This window comes from Nostoc sp. NMS7 (assembly GCF_017115085.1).
GTDB lineage: Bacteria > Cyanobacteriota > Cyanobacteriia > Cyanobacteriales > Nostocaceae > Nostoc.
Genome location: NZ_JABXKJ010000060.1, coordinates 26011 through 51760, shown reverse-complemented (window position 1 = coordinate 51760; position 25750 = coordinate 26011). Strand labels below are relative to the sequence as shown.

At 39.9% G+C, this 25750-nt stretch carries 20 protein-coding genes; 17 read left to right on the top strand and 3 right to left on the bottom strand.

What is annotated here, in order from left to right; all coding sequences use genetic code 11:
- Positions 1 to 99 precede the first annotated feature (99 nt).
- The 3 genes from HWQ38_RS05140 to HWQ38_RS05130 are packed head-to-tail and all read right to left on the bottom strand — an operon-like array spanning position 100 to position 1934.
- A complete protein-coding gene (locus tag HWQ38_RS05140; protein ID WP_292790678.1) occupies positions 100 to 291 on the bottom strand; it encodes a hypothetical protein in 192 nt (63 codons plus the stop codon).
- Positions 288 to 488 (bottom strand): type II toxin-antitoxin system VapB family antitoxin, encoded by a 201-nt coding sequence (locus HWQ38_RS05135; RefSeq protein ID WP_181927572.1) that lies wholly within the window; start codon positions 486 to 488, stop codon positions 288 to 290. The genes HWQ38_RS05140 and HWQ38_RS05135 overlap by 4 nt, the downstream gene beginning before the upstream one ends.
- A 39-nt stretch (positions 489 to 527) precedes the next feature.
- Entirely contained in the window at positions 528 to 1934 is a 1407-nt protein-coding gene (locus HWQ38_RS05130) for a response regulator (RefSeq protein WP_292790672.1), read from the bottom strand.
- A 735-nt stretch (positions 1935 to 2669) separates the two neighbouring features.
- Here HWQ38_RS05130 and HWQ38_RS05125 point away from each other — a divergent pair.
- The 17 genes from HWQ38_RS05125 to hepA all read left to right on the top strand — a co-directional run bounded on the left by HWQ38_RS05125 (position 2670) and on the right by hepA (position 25654).
- Positions 2670 to 3344 (top strand): VWA domain-containing protein, encoded by a 675-nt coding sequence (locus HWQ38_RS05125; protein ID WP_292790684.1) that lies wholly within the window; start codon positions 2670 to 2672, stop codon positions 3342 to 3344.
- A 50-nt stretch (positions 3345 to 3394) separates the two neighbouring features.
- Positions 3395 to 4177: a PP2C family serine/threonine-protein phosphatase gene (locus HWQ38_RS05120; RefSeq protein WP_292790669.1), complete on the top strand. Its 783-nt coding sequence runs from the start codon at positions 3395 to 3397 to the stop codon at positions 4175 to 4177.
- 57 nt (positions 4178 to 4234) lie between these two features.
- On the top strand, positions 4235 to 6403 hold the full coding sequence (locus HWQ38_RS05115; protein ID WP_292790664.1) for a tetratricopeptide repeat protein: 2169 nt from the start codon (positions 4235 to 4237) through the stop codon (positions 6401 to 6403).
- 327 nt (positions 6404 to 6730) lie between these two features.
- Positions 6731 to 7504, top strand: a complete 774-nt coding sequence (gene rfbF, locus HWQ38_RS05110) for a glucose-1-phosphate cytidylyltransferase (protein WP_292790662.1) — start codon at positions 6731 to 6733, stop codon at positions 7502 to 7504.
- Positions 7505 to 7605: 101 nt separating this feature from the next.
- Positions 7606 to 8820, top strand: coding sequence for an L-2-hydroxyglutarate oxidase (gene lhgO, locus HWQ38_RS05105; protein ID WP_292790659.1), 1215 nt, complete (start codon positions 7606 to 7608; stop codon positions 8818 to 8820).
- A 298-nt stretch (positions 8821 to 9118) separates the two neighbouring features.
- Positions 9119 to 10147 (top strand): NAD(P)-dependent oxidoreductase, encoded by a 1029-nt coding sequence (locus HWQ38_RS05100; RefSeq protein WP_292790656.1) that lies wholly within the window; start codon positions 9119 to 9121, stop codon positions 10145 to 10147.
- Positions 10148 to 10275: 128 nt separating this feature from the next.
- Complete coding sequence (locus HWQ38_RS05095) at positions 10276 to 11544, top strand: class I SAM-dependent methyltransferase (RefSeq protein ID WP_292790653.1); 1269 nt, start codon at positions 10276 to 10278, stop codon at positions 11542 to 11544.
- A gap of 193 nt (positions 11545 to 11737) precedes the next feature.
- Positions 11738 to 12691, top strand: a complete 954-nt coding sequence (locus tag HWQ38_RS05090; protein WP_292790651.1) for a glycosyltransferase family 2 protein — start codon at positions 11738 to 11740, stop codon at positions 12689 to 12691.
- Between the two features lie 89 nt (positions 12692 to 12780).
- Positions 12781 to 13788, top strand: a complete 1008-nt coding sequence (locus HWQ38_RS05085; RefSeq protein ID WP_292790648.1) for a glycosyltransferase family 2 protein — start codon at positions 12781 to 12783, stop codon at positions 13786 to 13788.
- A 50-nt stretch (positions 13789 to 13838) separates the two neighbouring features.
- Entirely contained in the window at positions 13839 to 14690 is an 852-nt protein-coding gene (locus HWQ38_RS05080; protein WP_292790645.1) for a phytanoyl-CoA dioxygenase, read from the top strand.
- A gap of 147 nt (positions 14691 to 14837) precedes the next feature.
- Positions 14838 to 15395, top strand: a complete 558-nt coding sequence (gene rfbC, locus HWQ38_RS05075) for a dTDP-4-dehydrorhamnose 3,5-epimerase (RefSeq protein WP_292790642.1) — start codon at positions 14838 to 14840, stop codon at positions 15393 to 15395.
- 107 nt (positions 15396 to 15502) lie between these two features.
- The gene (locus tag HWQ38_RS05070) at positions 15503 to 16741 is read left to right on the top strand and encodes a glycosyltransferase (RefSeq protein ID WP_292790639.1); all 1239 of its coding nucleotides are present in this window, start codon (positions 15503 to 15505) and stop codon (positions 16739 to 16741) included.
- Positions 16742 to 16982: 241 nt separating this feature from the next.
- Positions 16983 to 18296 carry a Gfo/Idh/MocA family oxidoreductase gene (locus HWQ38_RS05065; RefSeq protein WP_292790636.1) on the top strand — a complete coding sequence of 438 codons (1314 nt, stop codon included), beginning with the start codon at positions 16983 to 16985 and terminating at the stop codon, positions 18294 to 18296.
- A 294-nt stretch (positions 18297 to 18590) separates the two neighbouring features.
- Positions 18591 to 19691 (top strand): glycosyltransferase, encoded by a 1101-nt coding sequence (locus HWQ38_RS05060; protein ID WP_292790634.1) that lies wholly within the window; start codon positions 18591 to 18593, stop codon positions 19689 to 19691.
- A 125-nt stretch (positions 19692 to 19816) separates the two neighbouring features.
- A complete protein-coding gene (locus HWQ38_RS05055) occupies positions 19817 to 22045 on the top strand; it encodes a polysaccharide biosynthesis tyrosine autokinase (RefSeq protein WP_292790632.1) in 2229 nt (742 codons plus the stop codon).
- A gap of 763 nt (positions 22046 to 22808) precedes the next feature.
- Positions 22809 to 23537 carry a heterocyst development glycosyltransferase HepC gene (gene hepC / locus HWQ38_RS05050; protein ID WP_292790630.1) on the top strand — a complete coding sequence of 243 codons (729 nt, stop codon included), beginning with the start codon at positions 22809 to 22811 and terminating at the stop codon, positions 23535 to 23537.
- A gap of 266 nt (positions 23538 to 23803) precedes the next feature.
- Positions 23804 to 25654, top strand: a complete 1851-nt coding sequence (gene hepA / locus HWQ38_RS05045; RefSeq protein WP_292790627.1) for a heterocyst formation ABC transporter subunit HepA — start codon at positions 23804 to 23806, stop codon at positions 25652 to 25654.
- Positions 25655 to 25750: the final 96 nt, after the last annotated feature.

Sequence of the window (25750 nt, the reverse complement as noted above, 5' to 3'; positions counted from 1 at the left end):
ATGTCAATAATTGCAATGCTTTTAGTAATTTTTTAATACAATTTTTAATATCCTTTTGAATTTGTAACTAATAATTTAGCATAACAAGTACTGAAGAACCTAATTTTTCAGCCGATTGTATTGGTTGGTGTCACGAATACCTGAGAGTATCTCTTGCCGGACAGCACCCAGCAAAGCAACTCGACCATTAGTAACTAATTCTTGCAACACTGCAACATGGGGTGAGTCGTCAACTTTATAATTGCGTCTGAGAGCTAAAGACCAAACTGAAGTATCAACAATGACTTTCATCGACTCCGACGCTGTTGCTTGTAGTCATAATCATCGTCGTATTCAATCGTACCAAATAACTCCAGAATTTTCAGTTGCTTTCGACGCTGTACATACTCTCGCAATGCCTCTTCAACAACAGCATCCTTAGTTGGATGACCACCAAGTTCGAGAGCTTCCTTAATTAAGTTTTCGTCAATTTCTAGATTAGTAGCCATCTGCAAATTCTTCTAATTACGAAATATTTTGTGCTTAATTTAAGTCAAATGCATAAAGACCATTTTCAGTAATTCGGTGCGAGTAAACGGTTTAGTCAGATATCCAGATGCCCCTACTAATCTCGCTTTTACTTGGTCTATAATTCCTTTATTCCCAGTGACGAAAATGATCGGAGTCCTCTTAAATATTGAATTATTTCGTATAATTCGACACAACTCATAACCATCGATTCCTACCATGTTTAAATCCAGCAAAATTAAGTCCGGTTTGTGCCTTATAATTGACAAAACGGCTTTTATTGGATCGTTGATAGTCACTACAGAAAAATTTTCATTTTCTAAGAAATAGCTAATTTCTTTGAGAATTGTGCGGCTATCATCTACAGAAACGATTTTGTGGACTTTTTCTGCCGTTACAGTAGCAGCCGTTACTCTTTGGGAAGCAGGATTTATGTTATTTGATATTGTTGGTTCCTGAAAGTTTGCTTTTGGAGGAGCAGAAATCTGTCGTAATCGCTGAACAGGAACTATATTCTCTTCAGAAATAACTGCGTAAGAGTTGAGGATGATACTTAGTTTTTCTTTGCTGTGAACTAAGTCTATAATTGATTTTGAGAAAAGCTCCGGCGTAGCCCGTCGTAGATATCGCTGCTCAAAAATCTTTGGTAATCTATCAAATGGTGGATCAGGTTCATGCAAGATAATCGCACCATTAACTATGTAAGGGTATAAATCGCCAACCAGTTGAATTTCATCTTGATTCAAAATTACAGCCAGATGACGCAGGCTAAAACCCTTCATCCAATTAGTTAAATGTGGCTGGAGGTTTGGTAAATCTTTTTCCTCAAGTTTGCTGTTAATCAACAGATATGGACGTTGATAAGGAGAAGAAATTTGGGGAACAAAAGCCTGCCAATTCTGTAATCGCGCTTGGCAACATTCGAGAATTTTTTCTACATCTAGACGACAATTTTTTGGCATTCTATTCAGTGGTTCTGTTAATTGATAAGTACCTTCCTTGATGAGCAAAAATGATTCAATCACCTCTTTAACTAATTCTTGAACCAGCATTGCTGCTTGTGTAGAATGTAGATGTTCTTGACTAACAAGCCAGAATATAGCCTGATATTCAGGAGGGTGGCTGATGGAATTGCTATTATGTTCGATTAACTGATTGTGTAAATCAGGTTCAAACATCAGACGTAATTGAACACGAACCTCACTAGTAAGTAGTGGAATTTGGTGGCTGAGGCGACGCAAATGACGTTCTAATCGATCAAATGGTTCCACTGAATGGGTAGCGTAGGTTATTTTACCCTGTTCTAAGTAAATCGACCAAGAAACTGAGTTACTTAATGCTTGTAAACAAGTACTGTCGGAGCAATTGGATAACTGTCTTAATAAACTTAGAGGACGTAGTTTGGTGAATGCACCTGAATTATTCATATTTTTCAAGTTTTTTACGGAATCAACAACCGAACATTTGTAAATTGAAAATATCAGCGATGAAACATTTTCTTCTTTGTCATATTTCTCTACACACAAATCATCTATTTTAAAATATGTATAACTATATTAAAAATTATCAGGTCTAGAATATATTTGTTAGATTTGGCACATTATACCTAATTTATCTCAAAAAACAAGTAGGTGGGTATGAATAAAGGTAAACACTGATTATGGCTAGACTATCAATAGATGTTGGTTGCTTCCAAGCTTTACTCACTACCGACAACGCTTGGCTGAAGACCTTAATAATGACGTTTATTTATGCCCACTCTCTTAAAGAGGCAAATTTGATTTTAAGTTTCCGTAGTTACACTGGTATACTTCTAGAGCTAATGATCTTAATTATGGTCAATCACTTTTCTCTAAAGAACCGATTCTCCTACATAAAATCTTTAAAAACTTATCTAGGAAAGTTTACGTATTTATTGTACTGTAGGTTTAATGGATATAAATTTTTGGTAGATATATTACAACAGGTAATGGTCGGTTTTCATAAACTAAGCTATGCTCAAGTTCATCTTAATCTAGAGAACTTCATGAAAATAATTTGTTTAATAAAGATTAGACGATCTACGACTAGATACTATATTCTGTAGTGGCTTCGGCAACTGTAATTATATACTCTGAGAAAAGGAAAATAAAGCGTTGAACTTTAACATAACACCAAAAGTTATGCATGATACATTAAGACTTGATGAAGTAGTAGAATTTGCTGAGAACCCAGAACCACGTTGTCCTTGTGTGCTGTTGCTAGACACATCTGGCTCGATGCAAGGAGATCCGATTGAGGCTTTAAATCAGGGTTTACTAAGCTTAAAGGATGAATTAGTCAAAAATTCCTTAGCTGCCAGACGGGTAGAAGTGGCGATCGTCACTTTTGATAGTAATATCAATGTAATACAAGATTTTGTGACTGCCGATCAATTCAATCCGCCGATTTTGACAGCACAGGGCTTGACTACGATGGGTGCAGGAATTCATAAAGCTTTAGACATAATTCAAGAGCGGAAATCTCAGTATCGTGCCAATGGAATTGCTTACTATCGTCCTTGGGTATTCATGATTACCGATGGAGAACCGCAAGGCGAGTTAGAGCATGTGGTAGAGCAAGCATCCCAGCGCTTACAGGGAGATGAAGCAAACAAACGTGTAGCATTTTTTACGGTGGGTGTAGAAAATGCGAATATGACGCGTTTAAATCAAATAACTGTGCGTACCCCCTTAAAACTCAAAGGATTAAATTTTATCGAGATGTTTGTTTGGTTGTCAACTAGTATGGCGGCTGTTTCTCATTCGCAGGTGGACGAGCAGGTAGCACTACCGCCGATTGGTTGGGGGACTGTTTAATTAAAAATCGCAGCTTGATGTTTACACAGCTAGCTGCTGGCAAAAAATCTATGAACATATCAAAACAGATTACTCAATGGCGGATTGTGGCTGCCTCTGTATGTGGTACAAGTCACTTAAAAAACAAGCAGTTATGTCAGGATGCTCATCATTGGCAGATATTGTCAGATAATATTTTAGTGGCAGCCGCAGCAGATGGCGCGGGTTCTGCTAGTCTGGGAAAAGTGGGAGCGATGGTTGCTGTGGAGACAGCAATAGAAAACATTTCCACCAAAGGACTGACGCGAAAAATTTTAACTGATGATGCATTGGTGCGATCGCTCTTAAATGATGCCATACTAGCTGCTAAAAAAGCTGTGGAGGCGGAGGCGGTTACTAGTGACAAACAGCCTCAAGATTTAGCAACTACCTTAATTATGATGATTGCCACACCAGAAGTTGTGGCTGTGGCACAGATAGGTGATGGTTTGGCAGTGGCAAAAGATAGCATGGGCAATCTCCTCGCACTGACTATACCTGATAGCGGCGAATACATCAACGAAACCACTTTTTTAACTTCGCCTAACGCTTTAGATACAGCGCAGATCAGATTATGGCGCACAGATATAGTAAATGTTGGTATCATTACTGACGGACTACAAATGCTGGCTTTGAATATGGTTGTTGGCGAACCTCATAAACCGTTCTTTTTTCCCCTGTTTGAATTTGTAGCCAATACCAAGGATAAGACAGAAGCCAAGGAGCAGTTAGTAAAATTTTTACGCTCAGAACGGATTACACAACGCACTGATGATGATTTAACACTCATTATAGCTGCATTCAACGAGTCATAAGCAATACATCTACAGGTTTCACATCTTACAATAACTTCCGTTAACGGTAATTTCATTATGCAGGTACTACGTTGTTCTCCTAGAAAAGAAATCCTCAGCCTGAATGTCAGTTTGGGGCGTGGCGGTGAAGCTTGTGTTTATGCAGTGCCATCCGATAGCAACTTGGTGGCAAAGATTTATCATAAGCCAACGACTGCCCATGCTGATAAACTCCAAGCAATGCTTGCGAATCCGCCAGAAAACCCGACGGCGAGTTTGGGGCATATCTCTATCGCTTGGCCAGAGGATTTATTACGGGCAGCAGATGGCAAAAATAGCATCCTTGGCTTTTTGATGCCACATATTCAGGGGATGCGTCCAATCATCGACTTTTACAACCCCAGAACCCGTCGCCAACACTGCCCCCTATTCAACTATCAGTACCTGCTCCGCACCGCTCGGAACCTAGCGGCGGCTTTTGCAGCTTTGCACGCTAGTGGATATTGCATTGGTGATGTGAACGAGTCAAATATCCTCGTCAGTGACACCGCACTGGTGACTTTGATAGACACAGACTCTTTTCAAGTACCCGACCGAAACAACAATGTTGTCTATCGTTGCCCAGTAGGTAAACCAGAGTTTACCCCACCAGAACTCCAGAATAAAACTTTTGCCCAACACGATCGCGAAATCTCTCACGATTTATTCGGGTTATCGGTGCTGGTATTTCAACTCTTAATGGAAGGCACCCACCCATTTTCGGGGATTTTTCAAGGTGCTATTGAGCCACCGCCCTACGAAGCCCGGATTGCATCGGGTCATTTCACTTACAGTGAAAAGCGGCACGTACCCTACCTGCCTACACCGATTGCACCCCCTTGGGAAATTCTCCATCCCGCTTTACAGGAACTATTTCTGCGTTGTTTTGAAGAGGGTCACAATAACCCACTGCTGCGCCCCAGTGCCCAGACTTGGCTCTCGGCAATAGCTGAAGCCGAAGATTCCCTGATTACCTGCACGACAAATCCCCAGCATCGCTACAACAACCACATGCGTGCCTGTCCTTGGTGTGAACGTACCGTGCGATTAGGCGGACGCGACCCCTTTCCATCACATCGGGCTATAGAAGCTAGAGAACATCTCCAACCGCGAATCAAAGCGAAAAAGCACTACACGCAGACACCGCGTTTTCCACAGCGAGCCATGTCATCGCACCTAGCTAATTATTGGCAACCAGCAATTACCCCAAGCGGTTCATATTATAAACCTTCCAAGAAGTCAAAATTGTACCCGATTATTTCTTGCTTGCTGGGTTTTGGCTTATTGGGATATGCGGATATAATGATTAAATTTACTCAGCCGTTTATTTCCCAAAATGCTTACACCCAACAAGCATTGAATTCTCGCCAGATAAATAACAAACTCAGCGTCGCTGATTACAATCACCAGGGTGATGCTGCTTACAAAGAGCGAGACTATGAAAAAGCAATTGCCAACTTTAGCCAAGTAATTGAACAAGAACCTACATTTGCGATCGCTATTGTAAATCGTGGTAATGCCCGTTATAACCTGAAAGACTACGAAGGAGCAGTTGCAGATTATAGCCAAGCTCTCCAAATCAACCCCAATCAAATCAAAGCTCTTGTAAATCGGGGCAATGCCCGCTATATGCTCGCCGAATATAGCAACGATCCTGATCAACAATATAACCTAGCGATCGCTGACTATAATCAGGCTATCGGTCTGGATAGTAAGGAAATTGAAGCTTATGTCAGACGGGGGATTGTCCGCACCCAAATGGCCAAATATAGCGGTGAATCTCAACAAGGTTACAAAAGAGCGATCGCAGATTTTACTCAGGCAATAAAACTTAATGTATCCAAAGCCGAAGCTTACTTTCAGAGGGGTGTTGTCTATTATCAAATTGCTCAATATAGCAGCAATTATGAGCAAGAATATCAGCTAGCGATCGCTGACTTTAACCAAGCATTAACTATTAGCCCCAAACTAGCTAAAGCATATCTCAAACGAGGTATGGTTCGCTATGAACTGGCACAATATGGCGGTAGTCAATCTAACAAAAACCAGACGAAAGCTATCCAAGATATACAGGCATCTGCCAAAATCTTTCTTGACCAAGAGGATATGGATAATTATCAGCAAGCACTCAGTAATATGTGCGTAGTCGTAGAAAACAAATGTGACCCTTTATTCCAAGGCTCAACTAGCATCCAAAAAACTAACTAAAAACAAGTAAGTTTTGTTACTGACATATCATTAGTTTTGATTTCATAAATCAAGCCTGACTAGGGTTAGCTGACGCTAATCCTAGTTATTTTATGGGTGACATTTTTATTTAATTGAGTAATTGATTTCCGTATTTCTAGATATTCATAGAGCTTTTATATAGAAAAGATTTTAATTTATATTTCCTTCATAATTTTGGCGAAAATTACAGTTAGATTGTTGACTGAGAAAGAGAAATCAGAAATCAATTTTTCTCTATTTAAGTGCATCCTCTTCATGTCGATAAAGTCAAATAATAATATCCCTACAAATCTCCGAGGTAATTGCATGAAAGCGGTGATTTTGGCTGGAGGGCTTGGTACACGCCTCAGTGAAGAAACTAGTATCAGACCCAAGCCGATGGTTGAGATTGGTGGTAAGCCAATTCTCTGGCACATAATGAAAACTTACTCTGCTCACGGCATTAATGACTTCATCATTTGTTGTGGTTACAAAGGTTACATAATTAAAGAGTATTTTGCTAACTATTTCTTACACATGTCAGATGTTACATTTGACATGCGATTTAACCAGATGAACGTCCATTCTGGTTATGCTGAACCCTGGCGTGTCACCTTAGTAAATACGGGTGATAATACAATGACAGGCGGACGCTTAAAGCGAATCAGCGAACATCTTGGTAATGAAACTTTTTGTTTTACCTATGGTGATGGTGTAAGTGATATTAATATCACCGAGCTAGTTAAGTTTCATAAACAACAAAATAGTTTAGGAACACTCACAGCCGTTCAACCAGCCGGACGTTTTGGAGCCATTTCTTTAGGAAATGAGCAAACTAAAATTACCAGCTTTCGAGAAAAACCTGAAGGTGATGGAGCTTGGATTAATGGCGGTTATTTTGTGTTAGAACCGGAAGTAATCAATTTGATTGCTGATGACTCTACGGTGTGGGAACAAGAGCCATTAGAAAAGCTAGCTGATATGGAACAGCTATCTGCTTTTAAACATCATGGTTTTTGGCAACCGATGGATACTTTACGCGATAAAAACTATCTCGAAGGGCTATGGAAAAATAGTCAGGCTCCTTGGAAGGTTTGGTAGAAAGAGAGACGCGATTAATCGCGTCTGTACAGGAGTTAGGAATTTTAACTCCCCACTCCCCAGTTCATAGATTTACTGTAATTTCAAGTAGAATAATACTAATGTATGATTTTGCAATTATCGGTGGGGGAATAGTTGGACTTTCTACAGCGTTGGCTTTAGGAAAACGCTATCCCAATGCGCGTATTTTAGTAGTAGAAAAAGAGAGCCAATGGGCATTTCATCAAACCGGCAATAATAGCGGGGTGATTCATTCTGGTATTTACTACAAGCCAGGGAGTTTCAAAGCTAAATTTTGTCGTGATGGTTCTCGCTCTATGGTAGAGTTTTGTCAAGAGCATGGAATTGAGCATGAAGTTTGTGGTAAAGTGATTGTTGCAACTGAAGAACAAGAACTACCACGCTTAGAAAATCTCTACAAACGCGGCTTAGACAATGGCATAAAAGTCCAGAGAATCAGTCCGGAAGAAGTCAAGGAAATTGAACCTCACGTAAAATGTGTAGGTGGGCTTCGGGTATTCTCAACTGGGATTGTTAATTACAAGCAAGTTTGTTTGAAATACGCCCAGCTAATTGAACAGCAAGGTGGGGATTTACACCTGAATACAAAAGTTCTGAAAATCTCCCCAAGTGGTGAAAATCAGGTATTGGAAACAAACAACGGTAACTTTGCAACACGCTTTGTAATTAATTGTACTGGATTGCATAGCGATCGCACCGCCAAACTAGGTCAAGTTGAACCCCAAGCAAAAATTGTCCCATTCCGGGGAGAATATTACGAACTCACCCCAGAAAAACGCTATCTGGTCAAGACATTAATTTACCCAGTTCCCAATCCAGATTTCCCCTTCCTAGGTGTCCACTTTACCCGAATGATTGATGGTAGCGTCCATGCAGGGCCAAACGCCGTTCTGTCGCTCAAACGCGAAGGTTATAAAAAAACCGACTTTGACCTGCGAGATTTTCTGGAAGTCATCACCTATCCCGGTTTTTGGAAGTTAGCGGCAAAACACGCTGATGAAGGCATCCAAGAAATTATTCGTTCCTTTAGTAAAGCAGCCTTTACCAGAAGTTTGCAAAAACTAATTCCCGAAGTTCAAGCAAAAGACTTAGTTCCCACCCATGCAGGAGTCCGCGCTCAAGCTTTAATGAACGATGGTAAGCTTGTAGACGACTTTTTGATTGTTTCCGGTCAAAACTCCATCCATGTTTGCAATGCTCCTTCTCCGGCTGCCACATCCTCTCTAGAAATTGGCAAAGCGCTGGTAACTCAAATTCCCCAAATCTCGCATCTAGATAATGTAGTAACTGCATAGATAGATAGTTGTTATTTCCGGAACTGCTGAATTAAGGGATGAATCTTGTGGGGTGACTTGTTCGCCTGGAAATACAAGGGACGGGCAAAGATGTCCATCCCACAAGAAAAAAGTGTAGTGCATCAATTAAGAATCGTTATAGAGTGCTGCTACCCAATGGGTAAGCCTGCAAAAGGTTTTAGTAACTACGTAATGACTGTTAGCAGATTCAGATAGCGGTTCCCTTTTGGATGCATCGCACAGTTGCTGTGCGACCCTACTAAACGAAGAATTTAACTCATCAAAGGCATTAACCACAATGAAAATATTAGTAACTGGCACAGAAGGCTATCTAGGTTCGTTATTACCTTCTCTATTAATTGAACGGGGACATGAAGTTATTGGTCTAGATACCGGTTTCTATAAAGTTGGTTGGCTGTACAACCCTAGTGGTGTAACACCCAAAACCCTCAACAAAGATATCCGCAACATCACCCCTGATGATTTGGAAGGTATTGAAGCAATAGTTCACATGGCGGAACTCTCCAATGACCCAGCCGGACAATTGGCACCAAATATTACCTACGAAATTAATCATGTAGGTTCAGTTCGTCTGGCTAGTCTGGCTAAGGCTATGGGTGTGCGTCGCTTCGTATATATGTCTTCGTGCAGTGTCTACGGTGTTGCTACCGCAGGTGATGTTACAGAAGAATCCCCAATTAATCCCCAAACAGCCTACGCAGAATGCAAAACTCTCGTAGAACGAGATGTTAGACCACTAGCTGATGATGACTTTTCTCCCACCTTTATGCGGAATGCCACAGCCTTTGGTGCTTCTCCCAGAATGCGCTTTGATATTGTTTTAAACAACTTAGCAGGGTTGGCATGGACTAGCAAACAAATCAAAATGACCAGTGATGGTACACCTTGGCGGCCATTAGTCCACGCATTGGATATTTGCAAAGCAATAGTTTGCACCTTGGAAGCACCACGGGATATTGTACATAATCAAATCTTCAACGTAGGAGATACAGCAAACAACTATCGCGTCAAAGAAATCGCTGAAATTATTGCTGATATTTTCCCCGATTGTAAATTGTCCTTTGGTGACAACGCCGGAGATAACCGCAGCTATCGGGTATCCTTCGCAAAAATCAACACAATCTTACCCGGATTTAAATGTGATTGGGATGCCCAACTTGGTGCCCAACAGCTATTTGATTTATTCAGTCAAATAGATATGGCTGAAGATACTTTCTTATTTAGAGGATTTACCCGCTTAAAGCAGTTAGAGTATCTGATTCGTACCGAGCAAATTGACAAAGATTTCTTCTGGAATAAAAAGTAGATATTAGCTATTAGTGTGTAAATACATCATTATTTACACACTAACAACATTAATAATTCCGAAGTAAATAATATTTATTCGGAATTATTTCATCCATCAAATTATTTGTAATCAGTGAGTTGAAAATTATGGCGATCGCAAAATGTCGTTTCAGTGGTCAACCTCTGCACCAAACCTTTATTGAGCTAGGAATGTCACCTTTAGCCAATGCTTATCTGAGAGCAGAACAGCTAAATAATGCCGAAAAATTTTATCCTCTTCATGCTTATGTTTCTGAAGAGACTCTCTTAGTTCAATTAGAACAGTTTGAAACTCCAGATCGCATTTTTAGCGATTATGCTTATTTTTCTTCCTACTCCGTAAGTTGGCTAAAACATGCTAAAGCTTACACTGATATGATGGTAGAAAGGTTTGGCTTTAATCATCATAATCAAGTTATTGAAATTGCCAGCAACGACGGCTACTTACTGCAATATTTTTTAGAAAAGGGAATCCCAGTTTTAGGAATAGAACCAGCAGCAAATATCGCCAAGGTTGCCCAAGGTAGAGGCATTCCTAGTATCAACAAGTTTTTTGGAGTTGAAATTGCTAAAGAACTAGTGATGCAAGGAAAATTAGCTGATCTTTTGATAGGCAATAATGTTTTAGCTCATGTACCGGATTTAAACGATTTCATCGCTGGGATGAAACTCATCCTCAAACCCAATGGCATTTTGACGATGGAGTTTCCTCACATTTTACAACTCATCCAAGAAAATCAGTTTGATACGATTTATCATGAGCATTTTTCTTACTTCTCATTCCTGACTATCGAAAAAATTTTTGCAGCGCACAAATTACAACTTTTTGATGTAGAAGAATTATCAACTCATGGCGGTTCTCTAAGAATTTATGCCAAACATGATCACGCTGATAATCCTAGCATTAGCGACCGAGTTAGCCATCTAAAAGCAAAAGAAATCGCTGCTGGACTGCATCAGATAGAGACTTACATTACATTTGCCGAGAAAGTCAAACAAACAAAGCACAAGCTATTAAATTTTCTATTGACGGCTAAAGCCGAAGGTAAATCAATCGCTGGTTATGGCGCACCAGCCAAAGGCAACACATTGCTCAATTACTGTGGGATTGGGAAAGATTTTATTGATTACACAGTAGATTGCAGTCCCTACAAGCAAGGCTTATTTTTACCTGGAACTCATATTCCCATCTTTGAACCAGACAAAATCCGCGAAACAAAACCCGATTATGTCCTAATTTTACCTTGGAATCTCAAGGAAGAAATTATGGAACAAATGGCATTTATTAGCGAGTGGGGTGGACAGTTTGTAGTGCCAATTCCTGAAGTAAAAATTTATCCATCTCCTATTCCGGATAGGCTTTTACTAGCATCGTAATTACTAAGTATAAGCCAGAAAATGCTTCTTGTTACTAATTGTTTTGAGAATAAAGAATTAGTAACAAGAGTAATTAAAAGGCGTATCTCCTCTAAATTTTTTGCCAGCAGACCGCAAGAAATCAAACTGGAAAGCAGCTTAGTAATTAATAAGCTGCTGTTAGTACCTACTTAACTACAGATTTGAGCTTAATATGAATAAATTGCTGACCATCGCCATTCCAACATTCAATCGTGCCCAGCTTTTAGATAAACAACTGACTTGGCTAGCTAAATCTATTAAAGGGTTTGAATCTGACTGTGAAATCTTTGTTTCTGATAATTGCTCTACAGATAATACCCAAGAGATAATTAAAAAGTGGCAGATAATTCTTAGTAATGTCAGATTTTCGTCAAACAGAAATAGCGAAAATATCGGCGTCATGGCTAATATTGCTTGTTGTTTGAGAGCTCCAACCAGTAAATATATTTGGACAATTGGTGATGATGATCCAATTCAGGAGAGAACTCTAGATTATGTGTTAACAACACTAAAAAAACATTCAGATTTAGCGCTAATGTTTTTAAACTTCTCCGGTCGCCAAAAACGAACAGGTCAACTTGTTGTAGAACGCTGGTTAAATAGTGATAACGATGAGCTAAGAGTTGATGGTAAAGCTGTATTCCAAGGTTATCTCAACGAAAATTTTGGTGGTGTACTTTTTATATCAGCAGCAATTTATCGTACAAATATAGTACAACAAGCTTTACAAAAGTGGCCATCTGCTACTAGTAATTGGGCATCTCAAGCATATTGGACTGCGTTTTGCGCTGCTCATGGAAGTGTCATTATCACTAAGGACACTTATTTAGAATGTACTATGGGCGCTAGTCTTTTAGACCTTGACCCAACATGGAATTTTAGAATGCGATATGGGTACATACCTGAAGTTTATATAAAACTACTAAAGGTAGGATATCCTCATAAATTTTGTCAGGAAATGATTTGGCAGAATTTCCAACAAAAAACTGACTTGAAAATATTATTAGGTGCTTTAAAACGCTGGCCTCTGTTGACAATCAAGATATTTATTCCTTACCTACGTTTGTTAAGCATATCAGCTTGGGCAATTCTTTTTCCACCCAAACAGCTAGAGACTAGCCTGTAATTTAGTATGTTAATTGCCAAATTACTGTTAACACTACTTCTTGGCAATAACCACTTATGCACCAATTTTATTAACTACTATTTATTGCCATGTCTAAATTACTGACCATTGCTATACCGACTTATAATCGTGCTGAGTTACTTGATAAACAGTTAGCATGGCTGGCTCAAGCTATCAAAGGTTTTGAAGATGACTGTGAAATTTTGGTTTCTGATAATTGTTCAACAGATAACACTCAGGAGGTGATCCAAAAATGGCAAATAATACTTAGCAGCATCACATTTAAATCAAATAAAAATTTAAAGAATTTAGGCGTGGTAAAAAATATTATGTATTGCCTAAAATCTACTACAACAAAATATGTTTGGACAATTGGTGATGATGACCCAATTCAAGATAGAGCGATTGCTTATGTGATTAGTAAACTCAAGGAACATGAAAATTTATCATTATTGTTCCTCAACTTTTCTGGTCGTAACCAAATTACTGGCGAACCAGTTCATCCACCAACAATTGTTGGTAATCGCTGGTTTGATATTGATACCGAAGATGGTGATGGTGATGGTAAAGCTATATTTGAGCATTGTTTCTCAAAAAGTGTCGGCGCAGTTATTTTTCTGACTGCTACAATCTACCGCACTGACCTAGTAAAACGCGCTCTCCAAAATTGGCAAGATGCTGAGAATAACTGGATATCTTTAGCATATTTGGCCGGATATTGTGCTGCTAATGGCAGTGTAATTGTTACTAAGGAAACTTATTTGGAATGTGTTGTTGGTGTGAGTTATTGGCAAAAAGAACCAAAATCTGCACTATTAATGCAATACAAACACATACCCGAAGTGATTTTGAAACTGGAAGAGAATGGATATTCTAAGCAGTTTTGCAGGCGGATGCTTTTGCAGAACGGTAAAGAAGTCAATTTGAAAGTTTTCTTAGGTGCTTTAAGAAGATGGCCTATGTCCGCCATCAAAACAGTAGTTCCATTTTTGGCTTTAGTCAGTTTGTGTGCTTTTGACGTGATGGTTTCTAAAGAGTTCAGATTAGCAGAATCAATTGAAATATCTACTCAAGAAGTGCGGAATTATAAGTCATGAGCTACTAAATTGCTGATAAATATACATCAAAATTAGAAGGTATTCACACCATGTTTAACGCAATTAAACACAAAATATCTACACTGTCTTCTGACTTTAAATATTATGTAGCCCGTTGGCAGCATAGCAGAAATCTGCCAGCTTTGGAAGGACGCGATCGCAACATCGTTAATGCACTCAAAAAAGATGGCGTTTGCGTCACAACACTGGCAGATTTAGGGTTAAACTCTAGCTCAGAACTGCTCAAAGCTGCTTACCATCAATTGTCTCAGATGGAAAATTCCAACAACGACCATCTAGATGAAAAGTTACCCCAAATTTCTACAGTTACAGGTTTACCAGAATTTTATGCTTGGGGGATAGAGAAAAGACTGCTCAACATCATCGAAAATTATATTGGTCTTCCTGTTGCTTTTCATGGTGTACATTTACGCAAAGATTTTCCTAGCAAACATCAGTTTGGGACATTGCTATGGCATAGCGATGCAGAAGACCGTCGCATTATCAAAATCTTTATTTACTTGAATGATGTAGAACAAAAAACTGGGCCTTTTGAATATATTCCGCGCTCTTTAACTTCCTTATTTAGTTGGAATTATTTTCGACTTTATTACAAACTTTGGAAGTCAGGCTATATGGGTATCGATGATGAAGAAGTAAAACCAGTCATCCCCAAATCAGCTTGGAAATCCTGCCCAGGCCCAGCAGGTACAGTGGTTCTTGTAGATACAAAAAATGCTTTGCATCACGGCAGAGTCCGCACAGAAGAACGGTCAGCGCTATTCTTTTGTTACACCGCCAACCCTCCCGAACGACCAGACCTCTGCACCCAATATTGGGATGATACTTATCCCAGAGCAGAGTTACGTTCTACATCAGATGCAGTTAAAGTTTCGACTTAATACCCTTTCGTAGGGTGCGTTAGGAAGGTAACGCACCCAACAAAGTTGTAGGTGATTAAATCCACGTTAATTACTGTTATTTTGTGGTGCAAACACTAAGCAGTTAAGAAGTATTTTCTGTAATCAACATTCATCTCAAAGAAATATATGATTTTCACCGAAACCGCACTCAAAGACGCATTTATTATTGACTTAGAAGAAAAACCAGACCACCGTGGTTTTTTTGCTCGGTCTTTCTGCGCTCAAGAATTTGAAGCACACGGCTTAAAGCCAATAGTTGCTCAATGTAACCTGTCTTTTAACTACAAAAAAGGCACTATCCGGGGAATGCACTATCAAATTCTGCCAGCAGGAGAAACGAAATTAATTCGCTGTACTAAAGGCGCAATTTATGACGTAATTATTGATATGCGTCCTGAATCTCCCAGCTTTTTATCACACATCGGTGTAGAACTAACTCCAGAAAACCACCGCGCCTTGTATGTTCCAGAAATGTTTGCTCACGGCTATCAAGCACTCACAGATGAAACTGAAGTCGTATATCAAGTGGGTGAATTTTATACGCCGGGGTATGAAAGAGGTTTACGCTATGACGATTCATTCTTTAATATTGATTGGCCTCTAGATGTGACTGAAATATCTGAGAAAGATTTAAATTGGCCTTTGTTGAGAATGATGACTGTTGGCGGTACAGCTTCTAGATAACTATAGGCTGTTTCTCTGCGCGACGCCAGTTGCTACAACGCTCTTAATCCGCGCAACACACTGGCTCCTCTATACGAGGGTAAAATAATTAATTTAGGTAGAAATAAATGCTAAATAGTATTCTATCTCGTGTCGGTAATACTATCTCTTTTGTCTCCAAAAAAGTCCAAGCTCGCATCAATTACGCTAAGACCTTACAGGTTGTTTCCCTAAAGCCTAAACAGCCTTCTAAAGGTAATGTACTTCTTTCTTATCGGATTGAACCATTTCTCATAAAACCAGGTCAGCCTATCCCCAATGACCAGAGTTGGAACTGGGAATGTCTACTAATTGCCCAAACTTTTTTAGACCTGGGCTATAACGTTGATGTTATCCAGTTCCACAATGATAAATTCGTTCCTCAAAAAGACTACGCATTTTTCATTGATATCCGTCATCGTTTAGAAGCGCTTGCACCAAAGCTGAATAAAGATTGCATCAAGATTTTCCACGTTGACATTGCTAATATGATATTTCGCAATGCAGCTGAATGCAATAGACTTCTAGAACTCCAACAGCGCAAAGGAATTACCCTACGTCCACAGCGATTTGAAACGCCCAACTTGGGAATTGAATATGCCGATTACGCTACTGTATTGGGCAACAATTTCACAGTTGATACATTCAAATATGCGAACAAACCAATGTATCGTATTCCCATTTCTTCGTCACTCGTTTATCCCTCTCCCGACGAGAAAGACTTTGAAGCGGTAAGAAAGAATTTTCTGTGGTTTGGTGGTAGTGCTTTAGTTCTCAAAGGGTTAGACTTAGTTTTAGATGCCTTTGCCCAAATGCCGGAATACAATTTAACAGTTTGTGGCCCGGTAAGTAATGACAAAGAGTTTGAGCAAGCTTTCTATAAAGAACTGTATGAAACACCTAACATTCACACCTATGGTTGGATTGATGTTAGCAGTCCTGACTTTTTAAAGGTTACAAATAATTGTTTGGGACTTGTTTATCCTTCTGTTTCTGAGGGACAAGCAGGAGCAGTAATAACTAGCTTACAAGCTGGATTAATTCCGATTTTAAGCTACGAATCTGGTGTGGATGTTCATGATTTTGGTGTGATTTTCGATAATCTTTCCCTTGAAGAAATTAAGGCGAAAGTTAGAAGTATTTCCAATTTGCCTGTTGAAAACCTAAAGCTGATGTCTCGTCAGGCTTGGGAATATGCAAGAGCAAATCATACCAAAGAAAAATTTGCCCAAGCCTATAGAAATGCTGTGGAGCAAATTATCGAAAATCATAGTCAGAAAAAACAGACTGGTTCGATAGCATCTAGCAAACAGCTAGTTAGTACTTAGCCCAGGCGATTAGAAATCGCGGCTATACAAACCAAGTCCGCCTGCGCGGACTAATACAAAATCAAGGGTTCTTAACCTACGTTCGCGTAGCATTCCGCAAGTAAAGGTGGGTTAAGTCTCATGTAGACGAGCCAGCAATTCCCGTGAAAATGTACTTAATATTTAGGTGTAACAAATTATTAAGTACAAAATTATCGAGAATTTGTAACACAACAAACAGTTCCAAAAAGGAGTTTAGTTCATGATTATTATCGATCGCGCCTTACAAGCCCGTGCAGCAGCAGGAAATCCTATCAAAGTGGGAATGATTGGTGCTGGTTTTATGGGTCGAGGAATTGCCAACCAAATTGTCAATTCAGTGCCAGGAATGGAGTTAGTTGCTATCTCCAATCGCCAGATTGATGCAGCTAAACAAGCTTATTCGGAAGCCGGAATTGAAGAAATTCAAGTTGTTGCAACTGTCAGCGAATTAGAAGATGCGATCGCTAACGGTAAATATGCAGTCACAGAAGACGCTAAGTTACTGTGTCGGGCTGAGGGTATTGACGCACTAATCGAAGTCACAGGTGCAGTGGAATTTGGCGCTGTGATCGTCATGGAAGCGATCGCCCATTGCAAACATGTGATCATGATGAATGCCGAACTCGACGGCACCATTGGCCCCATCCTGAAAGTGTATGCCGACAAAGCAGGCGTCATCCTCAGCGCTTGTGATGGCGATCAGCCAGGGGTACAAATGAACCTTTACCGCTTTGTGAAAAGCATTGGTTTAACTCCCTTATTGTGCGGTAACATTAAAGGACTCCAAGACCCCTATCGCAATCCCACCACCCAGGAAGGATTTGCTAAACGTTGGGGTCAAAAGCCCCACATGGTGGCTAGCTTTGCCGACGGAACCAAAATTTCCTTCGAGCAAGCGATCGTTGCCAATGCCACAGGCATGAAAGTCGCCAAACGGGGAATGTTGGGATATGACTTCAACGGTTATGTCGATGAAATGACCCAGTTATATAATGTTGAACAACTCAAGGAACTGGGCGGCATTGTCGATTATGTAGTTGGAGCAAAACCTGGCCCAGGCGTATATGTATTTGCTACTCACGACGACCCCAAGCAACAGCACTATCTCAACTTATACAAATTAGGCGAAGGTCCTCTTTACAGCTTCTATACTCCTTATCACCTCTGTCATTTTGAAGTTCCCTTGTCCGTAGCGCGTGCTGTCTTATTCGGTGATGCCGTTATGTCTCCACTGGCAGGTCCGCTAGTAGATGTTGTCACCACCGCCAAAATCGACCTGAAAGCAGGAGAAACCTTAGATGGCATCGGCTACTATATGACCTACGGACAATGTGAGAATTCCGATATCGTCCAACAGCAAAATCTCCTACCAATTGGTTTAGCTGAAGGGTGTCGCCTGAAACGAGATATTTCTAAGGATCAAGTCCTCACTTATGAGGATGTAGAATTACCTGAAGGCAGACTCTGCGACCAACTCCGAACTGAGCAAAACAGTTATTTCGCCCCAGAAAAAATCTTGGTAGCAGTTGGGTAATATCGGTTTCAAAAATATTTGCAACAAATGAATTGGCTGTAGGGGCGTAGAGTCAGGGCGAATAGAATTCGCGGCTACACAAACGAAGTCCACCTCCGTGGACTAAGGAAAAATTGAGGGTTCTTAACCCACGGAGGCGGTCACTGAGCTTGTCGAAGTGTGGGTTTTGCCTGTGTAGACGCGGTTTCTAACCGCCCATTTAACCGCCGGTTTAACTGCGGAACACTAAAGTTGTTGATAGTAAGTTGCTGGGGAGCGTTGAAACAAACCTGATCGAAACTTTAGGTCAAATTCATGAAAATTGCTCTAGTCCATGATTATTTAACCCAGCGAGGTGGGGCAGAGCGTGTGTTTGAACTGCTTTGTAAACGCTATCCTGAAGCAGATATTTTCACATCTTTGTACGATCCAGAAAAAACTATTGATCTAGGCGATCGCATAGTTAATACAACTTTCTTACAAAAGATTCCGTGTGCAGCAAAATATTTCAGGTCGATGGCTCCTCTATATTTTCCTGCCTTTCGTGCCTTGGATCTGCAAGATTACGATTTAATTATTAGCAGTAGCACCAGCTTCGCCAAAGCAGTGCGAAAAAATCCCAATGCCCACCACATTTGTTTTTGCCATAATGTCACCCGTTTCTTATGGGATACAGCAACTTATTTAAAAGAGTATGGAGACTATAGATATTTTGCTCCTTTAATCGAAGAAGTATTTCAAGTCATGAGAAAGGTAGACCTGAAATATTCACAGGAACCTGACCTTTACATTGCTAATTCTAGTGTTGTTGCCCGCCGTATTGAAAATATTTATGGCAAAAAGGCAATGATGGTCAACTATCCAATTGATACTAGTAAATTTCTTTTTTCAGATATAAAAGATGAATATTATCTGGCCTCCGCTCGGATGATCAGTTATAAGCGGCTTGATATAATAGTCGAAGCTTTCAACTGGCTGGGGTGGCGGTTATTAATATCAGGTGACGGGCCAGAACAAGCACGATTAAAATCAAAAGCATTACAAAATATTGAGTTCTTAGGACATGTAAGTGATAGAACCCGCAAAGACTTGTTTTCCAAAGCCAAGTCTATTATTGTCGCAGCCCTAGAAGACTACGGATTAGTTCCAGTAGAGGCTAATGCTAGTGGTACACCAGTCATCGCCTATGGAGCAGGTGGAGTATTAGATACTCAAATCCCAGGTGAAACAGGAGTCTTTTTCAAAAGGCAAACACCCGAATCTTTACAAATCGCATTACTAGAAGCTAATGGCATTTCTTGGGATTACGATCGCATCCGTAATCATGCCGTAACAAACTTTTCAGAGAAGGCATTCTTTGGGAAAGTTGAGCAAATTATTAATCAAGCTTGTGGTGTGCATCAATTATTCATTTGATTTCTGAATCTCTTTCACTATAAGATTACCTATTTATTTTCTATCTTCTCGTTGGCGGGTTGTAAAAAAATAGGTATTCTTCGGAGAATCTCTTAGCGTAAATCTCGAAGACAAGGATAATAAAAGTGGTTCAAACTAGTCTAAATCCTCAGATAACTCCAGCTTCGGAAAGTGAAGTAGGTTACGGTCAATTGTTTGCCGTATTTGTGAGGAGATTTCCTTGGTTCTTAGCAGTATTAATTACTTGTATTGCTCTTGCAGGCTTAGTAACTTTTAAGACTAAGCCTACTTATAAAAGTTCCATGCAACTGCTCGTAGAACCTAACTATCAAGGTAAGACAGAAGGTGCTGGGTTAGACAACCAGTTTACTGACTCTAATGTGGTCATAGATACTGCCACACAGCTTAACTTGATGCAAAGTTCGGGACTTATCCAAAAAGCAGTTGATAAACTTCAGTCTGATTATCCAGATATAAGTTCAACTGAAATTAAAGCTTCTTTGGTCTTAACTCAACTCAGGAGCAAAGAAGATAATGTCGCTACTAAAATCTTTCAAGTTGAATACACTGCTGGAGATCCAGAAAAGACACAAAAAGTTCTGAGTGCAATTCGACAAGTTTATGTGGAATATAACAAAGAACAACAGAATTCGCGTTTACAAAAAGGTCTGCAAATTATTAGGGAACAGTTAAGTAAAGCCAGTCAAGAAGTAAATGCATCTGAGACAAATTTACAAAGGTTTCGGAGAAATCAGAACTTAATTGATCCAGAGTCACAGGCCAAAGCAATTGAGACAGCTTTGAACAATATTGCCCAAGAAAGACAGACAACTCGCGCTCAATATGGGGAAGCTTTAGCACGTCAAAAATCTTTAGAAGAACAACTTAATCGTTCTCCCCAAAATGCTCTAGTTGCTTCTCGTCTGAGTCAATCTACTCGCTATCAAGGCTTATTGAACGAAATCCAAAAAAGCGAACTAGCACTAGCACAAGAACGCTTACGGTTTACAGATGAAACTCCGAGTGTGCAAAAGCTCAAAGAACAGCTTCAGAGCCAGAAGGAATTATTGCAACAAGAGGTAGGAAGAACTTTAGGTGAAAAGTCTGCTGGTGGATTCACTTCTGGAGATTCTCTTCTCGAACGAGGGCAGCTTGGTCAAATTGATCTCGGCCTTGCTGGTCAGCTAGTAGAAACGCAGACCACTATTGTTGCTTTAACTGCTCGCGATCAAACTTTAGCCCAAAAAGAAAACGAGCTACGTTTGGAAATTAAACGCTTCCCGCCTCTATTGGCTTATTACAATCGAATGCTACCGCAGTTGCAATTTAGTCGTGAAAGATTAGAGCAACTTTTAAGAGCAGAACAGCAATTACGGCAAGAACTTTCCAAGGGTGGATTTAATTGGGAAGTTGTAGAAGAACCCCAAAAAGGCGCACAATTAGGCCCCAATCTCCAGCAGAACTTACTGTTAGGTGCTGTCGTTGGGTTCATGTTAGGAGGTATTGCTGCCTTTATTCGGGAATCGGCTGATGATGCAGTTCATACCACTGCTGAGTTAGAGAAGCAAATGGCCATGCCGTTGTTGGGAACAACTCCCAAATTACCGCCAGCAAAACCTAGAGAATCAATGATTAAGTTGCCTTTTGGTAAGCCAGAAGTTCTTGCTCCTTGGACAATTCAGGTATTGCAATCTCCACCACGTTGGGAATCGCTGGATCTGATTTACAAAAACATTGAACTTTTAAATACTGTTACTAACTTGAAATCTTTGATGATCACCTCAGCTTTAGCCGATGAGGGTAAATCAGCTTTGGCGTTGGGTTTGGCAATGAGTGCTGCCCGTTTACACAAAAAGGTGTTGCTAATTGATGCTAATTTACGTGATCCCAGTCTGCACGTACAACTGAATCTTCCTAATGAACAGGGGCTTTCAACTCTATTGGCGAGTGATGCAACTCTACCCAATCAAATTAGTCTTCAATACTCAGGTTCCGCCTACATTGATATTTTGACTGCTGGCCCCAAACCTGCTGATCCAGCTAATCTGTTGAGTTCCCCTCGGATGATGCAATTAATGGCAGCATTTGAGGAAAACTACGATTTGGTACTCATAGATGCTCCCCCAGTTCTCGGCTTGGTGGATGCCATGCTTACCGCATCATCTTGTCGTAGCGTGATCATGGTGGCAAGCATTGGTATTGTAACGCGAAGTCAGCTGACTCAAGCTACAGCCATGTTAAGTAAGTTAAATCTAATTGGGGTTGTAGCTAACGGGGTATCAAACTCTAGCATTAATTACGTACCAAATATCAAACAACAACAATTAGCGCTGCGACAAGCTGTGGAAAAATAGCTAGAAGGGCGGTTAGAAACCGCGTCTACACAGGCTAAACCCACCTCCGTGGGTTTCAAACATTCAATTTTTTCCTTAGTCCGCGCAGGCGGACTTTGTTTGTGTAGCCGCGAATTCCATTCGCCCTGGCTGGCTCTAAGTTGGCTTTTTTATAATCAAAATTTAATTTTGTTACGATCAGGAAAAATTCAGTATATTTATGCTATTTTTATAACTTTTCAGGGAAATCACGAAATCTTTAAAGAGTACATAAAGAATTTATTTGTGCGATCGCTATTTCTACATAGTCTTATAATCTAGAGATTAAAGCACCTTCAAAAAGGCTAGAAGATAACAGTGGACTGGTTTTGTTAATATCGAGACAATGAACACCTCAGCGTAATTAAACGTAGATATAGATTCATGGGTAATTTCCCTCTACATTTCTCTACTGTCAGTAGTTTCCGGAAAATCATCATTTGCCCATGAATATTAATAGTAAAGTTGCTCGTAATTAAGCATAGGGTTTAAGACCCCTAACTCCACAGGTAGCTTTGTTTCAGACTGCGGTTTAGACTACATCTAATATCATGTTCGCTTAAAGACTCATTGTTTAGGCTAACGCCGAGAGTTTTTTAACAAGTGATTAGGCGGACATGACATAATTAGGAATTACGAATATCTCCAACTTTTTGGACTTACAACAGATTTGAATTTGGGTCTTTGGCATTGATAGCCTTTGATAACTCCTCAGCAATTAACTCCTGTATAATCCCAAAGACATATGACAATTTCAATAATTCCAACTTTAGAGAATTTATATGATGTAACCCAGCAAAACCAAGATAATCGTGGGGACTGCACACTGTATTGGCGACGGGGTAAGCTGTTAGTGAAGCCGCTTGGACGAGTTAAACAACCATATCTGCCTTCATTAAATAGTAAGCGATCGCTAGTAGAATGCTTACAACATTCTCCTGTAAGTTTGGTAAGCATAGATCCAAAATTGGGTGAGGCTTTACTCAGCTTTTGGGCAGATGCATGTAAAGAAGCTCAAAAACCAATATTCCTAAGTATACCCGCTAGCAATAAACTACCTAACCATCCCTGGAGACAATTACAGCGACTAATTGATTGGATTGCTGCTTTCGTGTTGCTGTTATTAGTAAGTCCAGTCATGTTGGGATTGATTGTATTAATGCAGGTTTACTCGCCAGGGTCACTTTTTTGTCGTGAGTGGCGTGTTGGAGAACGGGGTAAACTCTTTCAGGCGATGATGTTTTGCACAACTACAAAGCACAACATCACACCGCTAGGGCGTTGGATGCATAAATACGGTCTTGACAATTTGCCCCAGTTATTTAACGTACTGCGGGGTGACATGAGTTTGACCGGATCTTGTTGTTGGACTTTAGAAGATGCAGTACAGCTAAATAAACTACCAGAAATTACAGCTTCATGGGAAGTAGAAGCCCAGTCTCACCTCTTACATCTGGATAGCCAAACACTGTAATTTATCTGTGCGGTAATTGACGATTTCATCTACCGCACTTAAGCTAAAACAAAAATTGCTCACGTAGAATCTATAGCGCAATACAGTTCAGTTAAGTATTTCTTCCTTCTTTTCCTTTGCGTCCTCTGCGCCTCTGCGGTAGCCTGCGGCAAGCCCCTCCGCGTCTACGTTAAAAAAAATTCACTTTGACAAAAAGTAAAGCCTTAACTGAACCGTATTGATCTATAGCCGTCTATCTACCCTGCCAAACTATTATTATAAACTCCATGCATTTCAAACTTCCTCAACCAGTCGGCAATCTGCTCAAAGCTAGCAGCTTTTGGCAAGACAACTATTTGATATTGCGAGAATTTAAACACTTTCGCAAAATTGCAATTTTAGCTCTGATATTTTCAGTTCTGGCGGCAACCTTTGAAGGTGTGAGTATTGGTTTTTTACTTTCCTTTTTGCAAAGTTTAACTAGCCCCAATGCTCAACCTGTCCACACAGGAATAGGCTGGTTTGATATTTGGATTCTGGGTGCTAAAACATCCGCAATTAATCGTCTATACCGCGTATCCTTGCTGATTTTATTGAGTACTTGGTTACGTGCAACCTTTAACTACTTTTCTCAAGTCTATACTGAATTATCTCAACTACATCTTGCCGATCGCTTACGTAAACAAATTTTTGAACAGTTACAATCCTTATCGCTAAGTTACTTTGCTAAAACTCGTTCTGGTGAACTAATTAACACAATTACCACAGAAATCGAAAGGATTAGACAGGGTTTTAGTGGCGCAGCCTTTTTAGTAACTAGAGGACTCACAACCTTTGTTTACTTAATATCAATGTTTTTGATATCATGGCAACTAACGCTGATTTCAGCATTACTATTTACACTTTTAGGTGTGGGGTTGTCAACTCTGAATGCTAGAGTCAGAGAATCAAGTTTTGGGATGACAACTGCTAATGCTAATTTTACATCAACAGCCATAGAATTTATTAATGGCATTCGCACTGTTCATTCCTGTGGTACCCAAGAATTTGAGCGTCAGCGTTACTACAAAGCTAGTGATAAGGTAATAAGTACTACAACAAAAGTTGTGTTTACTTGGACACTTGTTAAGCCAATTGCCGAAGGGGTAGCAACTACAGTATTGATCGGAATGATTATTTTGGCGTTCACTAGCCTTGTTACCAATGGAACGCTACAAGTTGCTTCTTTGCTAACCTTTTTCTTTGTGCTATTTCGCTTCATACCATTCGTTCAAGATATTAATGGCACGAGAGCATATCTCAGTACTCTACATGGTTCAGCAGACAACATTAAAAATCTGCTGAAAAGTGATGAAAAATATTACTTCAAAAATGGCAAACTTGAGTTTAAAGGTTTAAAAAGGTCAATAGATTTAGTGTCTGTAGATTTTGGCTATGATGAGGAAAATCTAGTACTGCATAATATTACCCTGACTATTGAAAAGGGAAAAATGACGGCATTAGTCGGAGCATCTGGTGCTGGTAAAACAACTATTGCTGATTTAATTCCTCGATTTTATAATGCTACAGATGGATATCTTTTCATAGATGAAATTGATGTCCAGCAGTTTGAAATTAACTCCCTACGGCGCAAAATAGCTGTCGTCAGTCAGGATACTTTTATCTTCAATACTAATGTTTGGCAGAATATTTCTTACGGGACTCCAGAAGCGACTAATGATGAAATTAAAGAAGCTGCTCAACTAGCGAATGCACTAGAATTTATTTTGGAAATGCCGGAAGGTTTTGATACTCAATTAGGAGATCGGGGTGTGCGGTTATCTGGAGGACAAAGACAGCGAATTGCGATCGCACGAGCTTTACTACGGAACCCAGAAATTTTGATTTTGGATGAAGCAACTAGCGCCTTAGATTCTGTATCTGAGCGCTTAATTCAAGATTCATTAGAAAAGCTATCTGTTGGGAAAACAGTAATTGCGATCGCTCACCGTCTTTCTACCATTTCTAAAGCAGATAAAGTTGTAGTTTTAGAACAGGGACGGATAGTAGAGCAAGGGAAATATCAAGAACTCTTGGAACTCAAAGGTAAGCTTTGGAAATATCATCAAATGCAGTATGAAGTAAGGCCATCAGATTAGAAACCTTATCCAAAACTTCGTTAAAATTAAATCAATTTCCCAAAATATTTGCCACAGATGAATCGGCTGTAGGCGCGTATAGATGTACGCCCCTAC

What these genes read in the sequence shown, in the direction of transcription:
- HWQ38_RS05090 (WP_292790651.1), top strand. Translation starts at nt 11,738, where the DNA reads ATGAATAAATTGCTGACCATCGCCATTCCAACATTCAATCGTGCCCAG.
- HWQ38_RS05085 (WP_292790648.1), top strand. Translation starts at nt 12,781, where the DNA reads ATGTCTAAATTACTGACCATTGCTATACCGACTTATAATCGTGCTGAG.
- hepA (WP_292790627.1), top strand. Translation starts at nt 23,804, where the DNA reads ATGCATTTCAAACTTCCTCAACCAGTCGGCAATCTGCTCAAAGCTAGC.
- rfbC (WP_292790642.1), top strand. Translation starts at nt 14,838, where the DNA reads ATGATTTTCACCGAAACCGCACTCAAAGACGCATTTATTATTGACTTA.
- HWQ38_RS05100 (WP_292790656.1), top strand. Translation starts at nt 9,119, where the DNA reads ATGAAAATATTAGTAACTGGCACAGAAGGCTATCTAGGTTCGTTATTA.
- HWQ38_RS05125 (WP_292790684.1), top strand. Translation starts at nt 2,670, where the DNA reads ATGCATGATACATTAAGACTTGATGAAGTAGTAGAATTTGCTGAGAAC.
- lhgO (WP_292790659.1), top strand. Translation starts at nt 7,606, where the DNA reads ATGTATGATTTTGCAATTATCGGTGGGGGAATAGTTGGACTTTCTACA.
- HWQ38_RS05120 (WP_292790669.1), top strand. Translation starts at nt 3,395, where the DNA reads ATGAACATATCAAAACAGATTACTCAATGGCGGATTGTGGCTGCCTCT.
- HWQ38_RS05065 (WP_292790636.1), top strand. Translation starts at nt 16,983, where the DNA reads ATGATTATTATCGATCGCGCCTTACAAGCCCGTGCAGCAGCAGGAAAT.
- HWQ38_RS05095 (WP_292790653.1), top strand. Translation starts at nt 10,276, where the DNA reads ATGGCGATCGCAAAATGTCGTTTCAGTGGTCAACCTCTGCACCAAACC.
- hepC (WP_292790630.1), top strand. Translation starts at nt 22,809, where the DNA reads ATGACAATTTCAATAATTCCAACTTTAGAGAATTTATATGATGTAACC.
- HWQ38_RS05140 (WP_292790678.1), bottom strand. Translation starts at nt 291, where the DNA reads ATGAAAGTCATTGTTGATACTTCAGTTTGGTCTTTAGCTCTCAGACGC.
- HWQ38_RS05060 (WP_292790634.1), top strand. Translation starts at nt 18,591, where the DNA reads ATGAAAATTGCTCTAGTCCATGATTATTTAACCCAGCGAGGTGGGGCA.
- HWQ38_RS05115 (WP_292790664.1), top strand. Translation starts at nt 4,235, where the DNA reads ATGCAGGTACTACGTTGTTCTCCTAGAAAAGAAATCCTCAGCCTGAAT.
- rfbF (WP_292790662.1), top strand. Translation starts at nt 6,731, where the DNA reads ATGAAAGCGGTGATTTTGGCTGGAGGGCTTGGTACACGCCTCAGTGAA.
- HWQ38_RS05130 (WP_292790672.1), bottom strand. Translation starts at nt 1,934, where the DNA reads ATGAATAATTCAGGTGCATTCACCAAACTACGTCCTCTAAGTTTATTA.
- HWQ38_RS05135 (WP_181927572.1), bottom strand. Translation starts at nt 488, where the DNA reads ATGGCTACTAATCTAGAAATTGACGAAAACTTAATTAAGGAAGCTCTC.
- HWQ38_RS05070 (WP_292790639.1), top strand. Translation starts at nt 15,503, where the DNA reads ATGCTAAATAGTATTCTATCTCGTGTCGGTAATACTATCTCTTTTGTC.
- HWQ38_RS05080 (WP_292790645.1), top strand. Translation starts at nt 13,839, where the DNA reads ATGTTTAACGCAATTAAACACAAAATATCTACACTGTCTTCTGACTTT.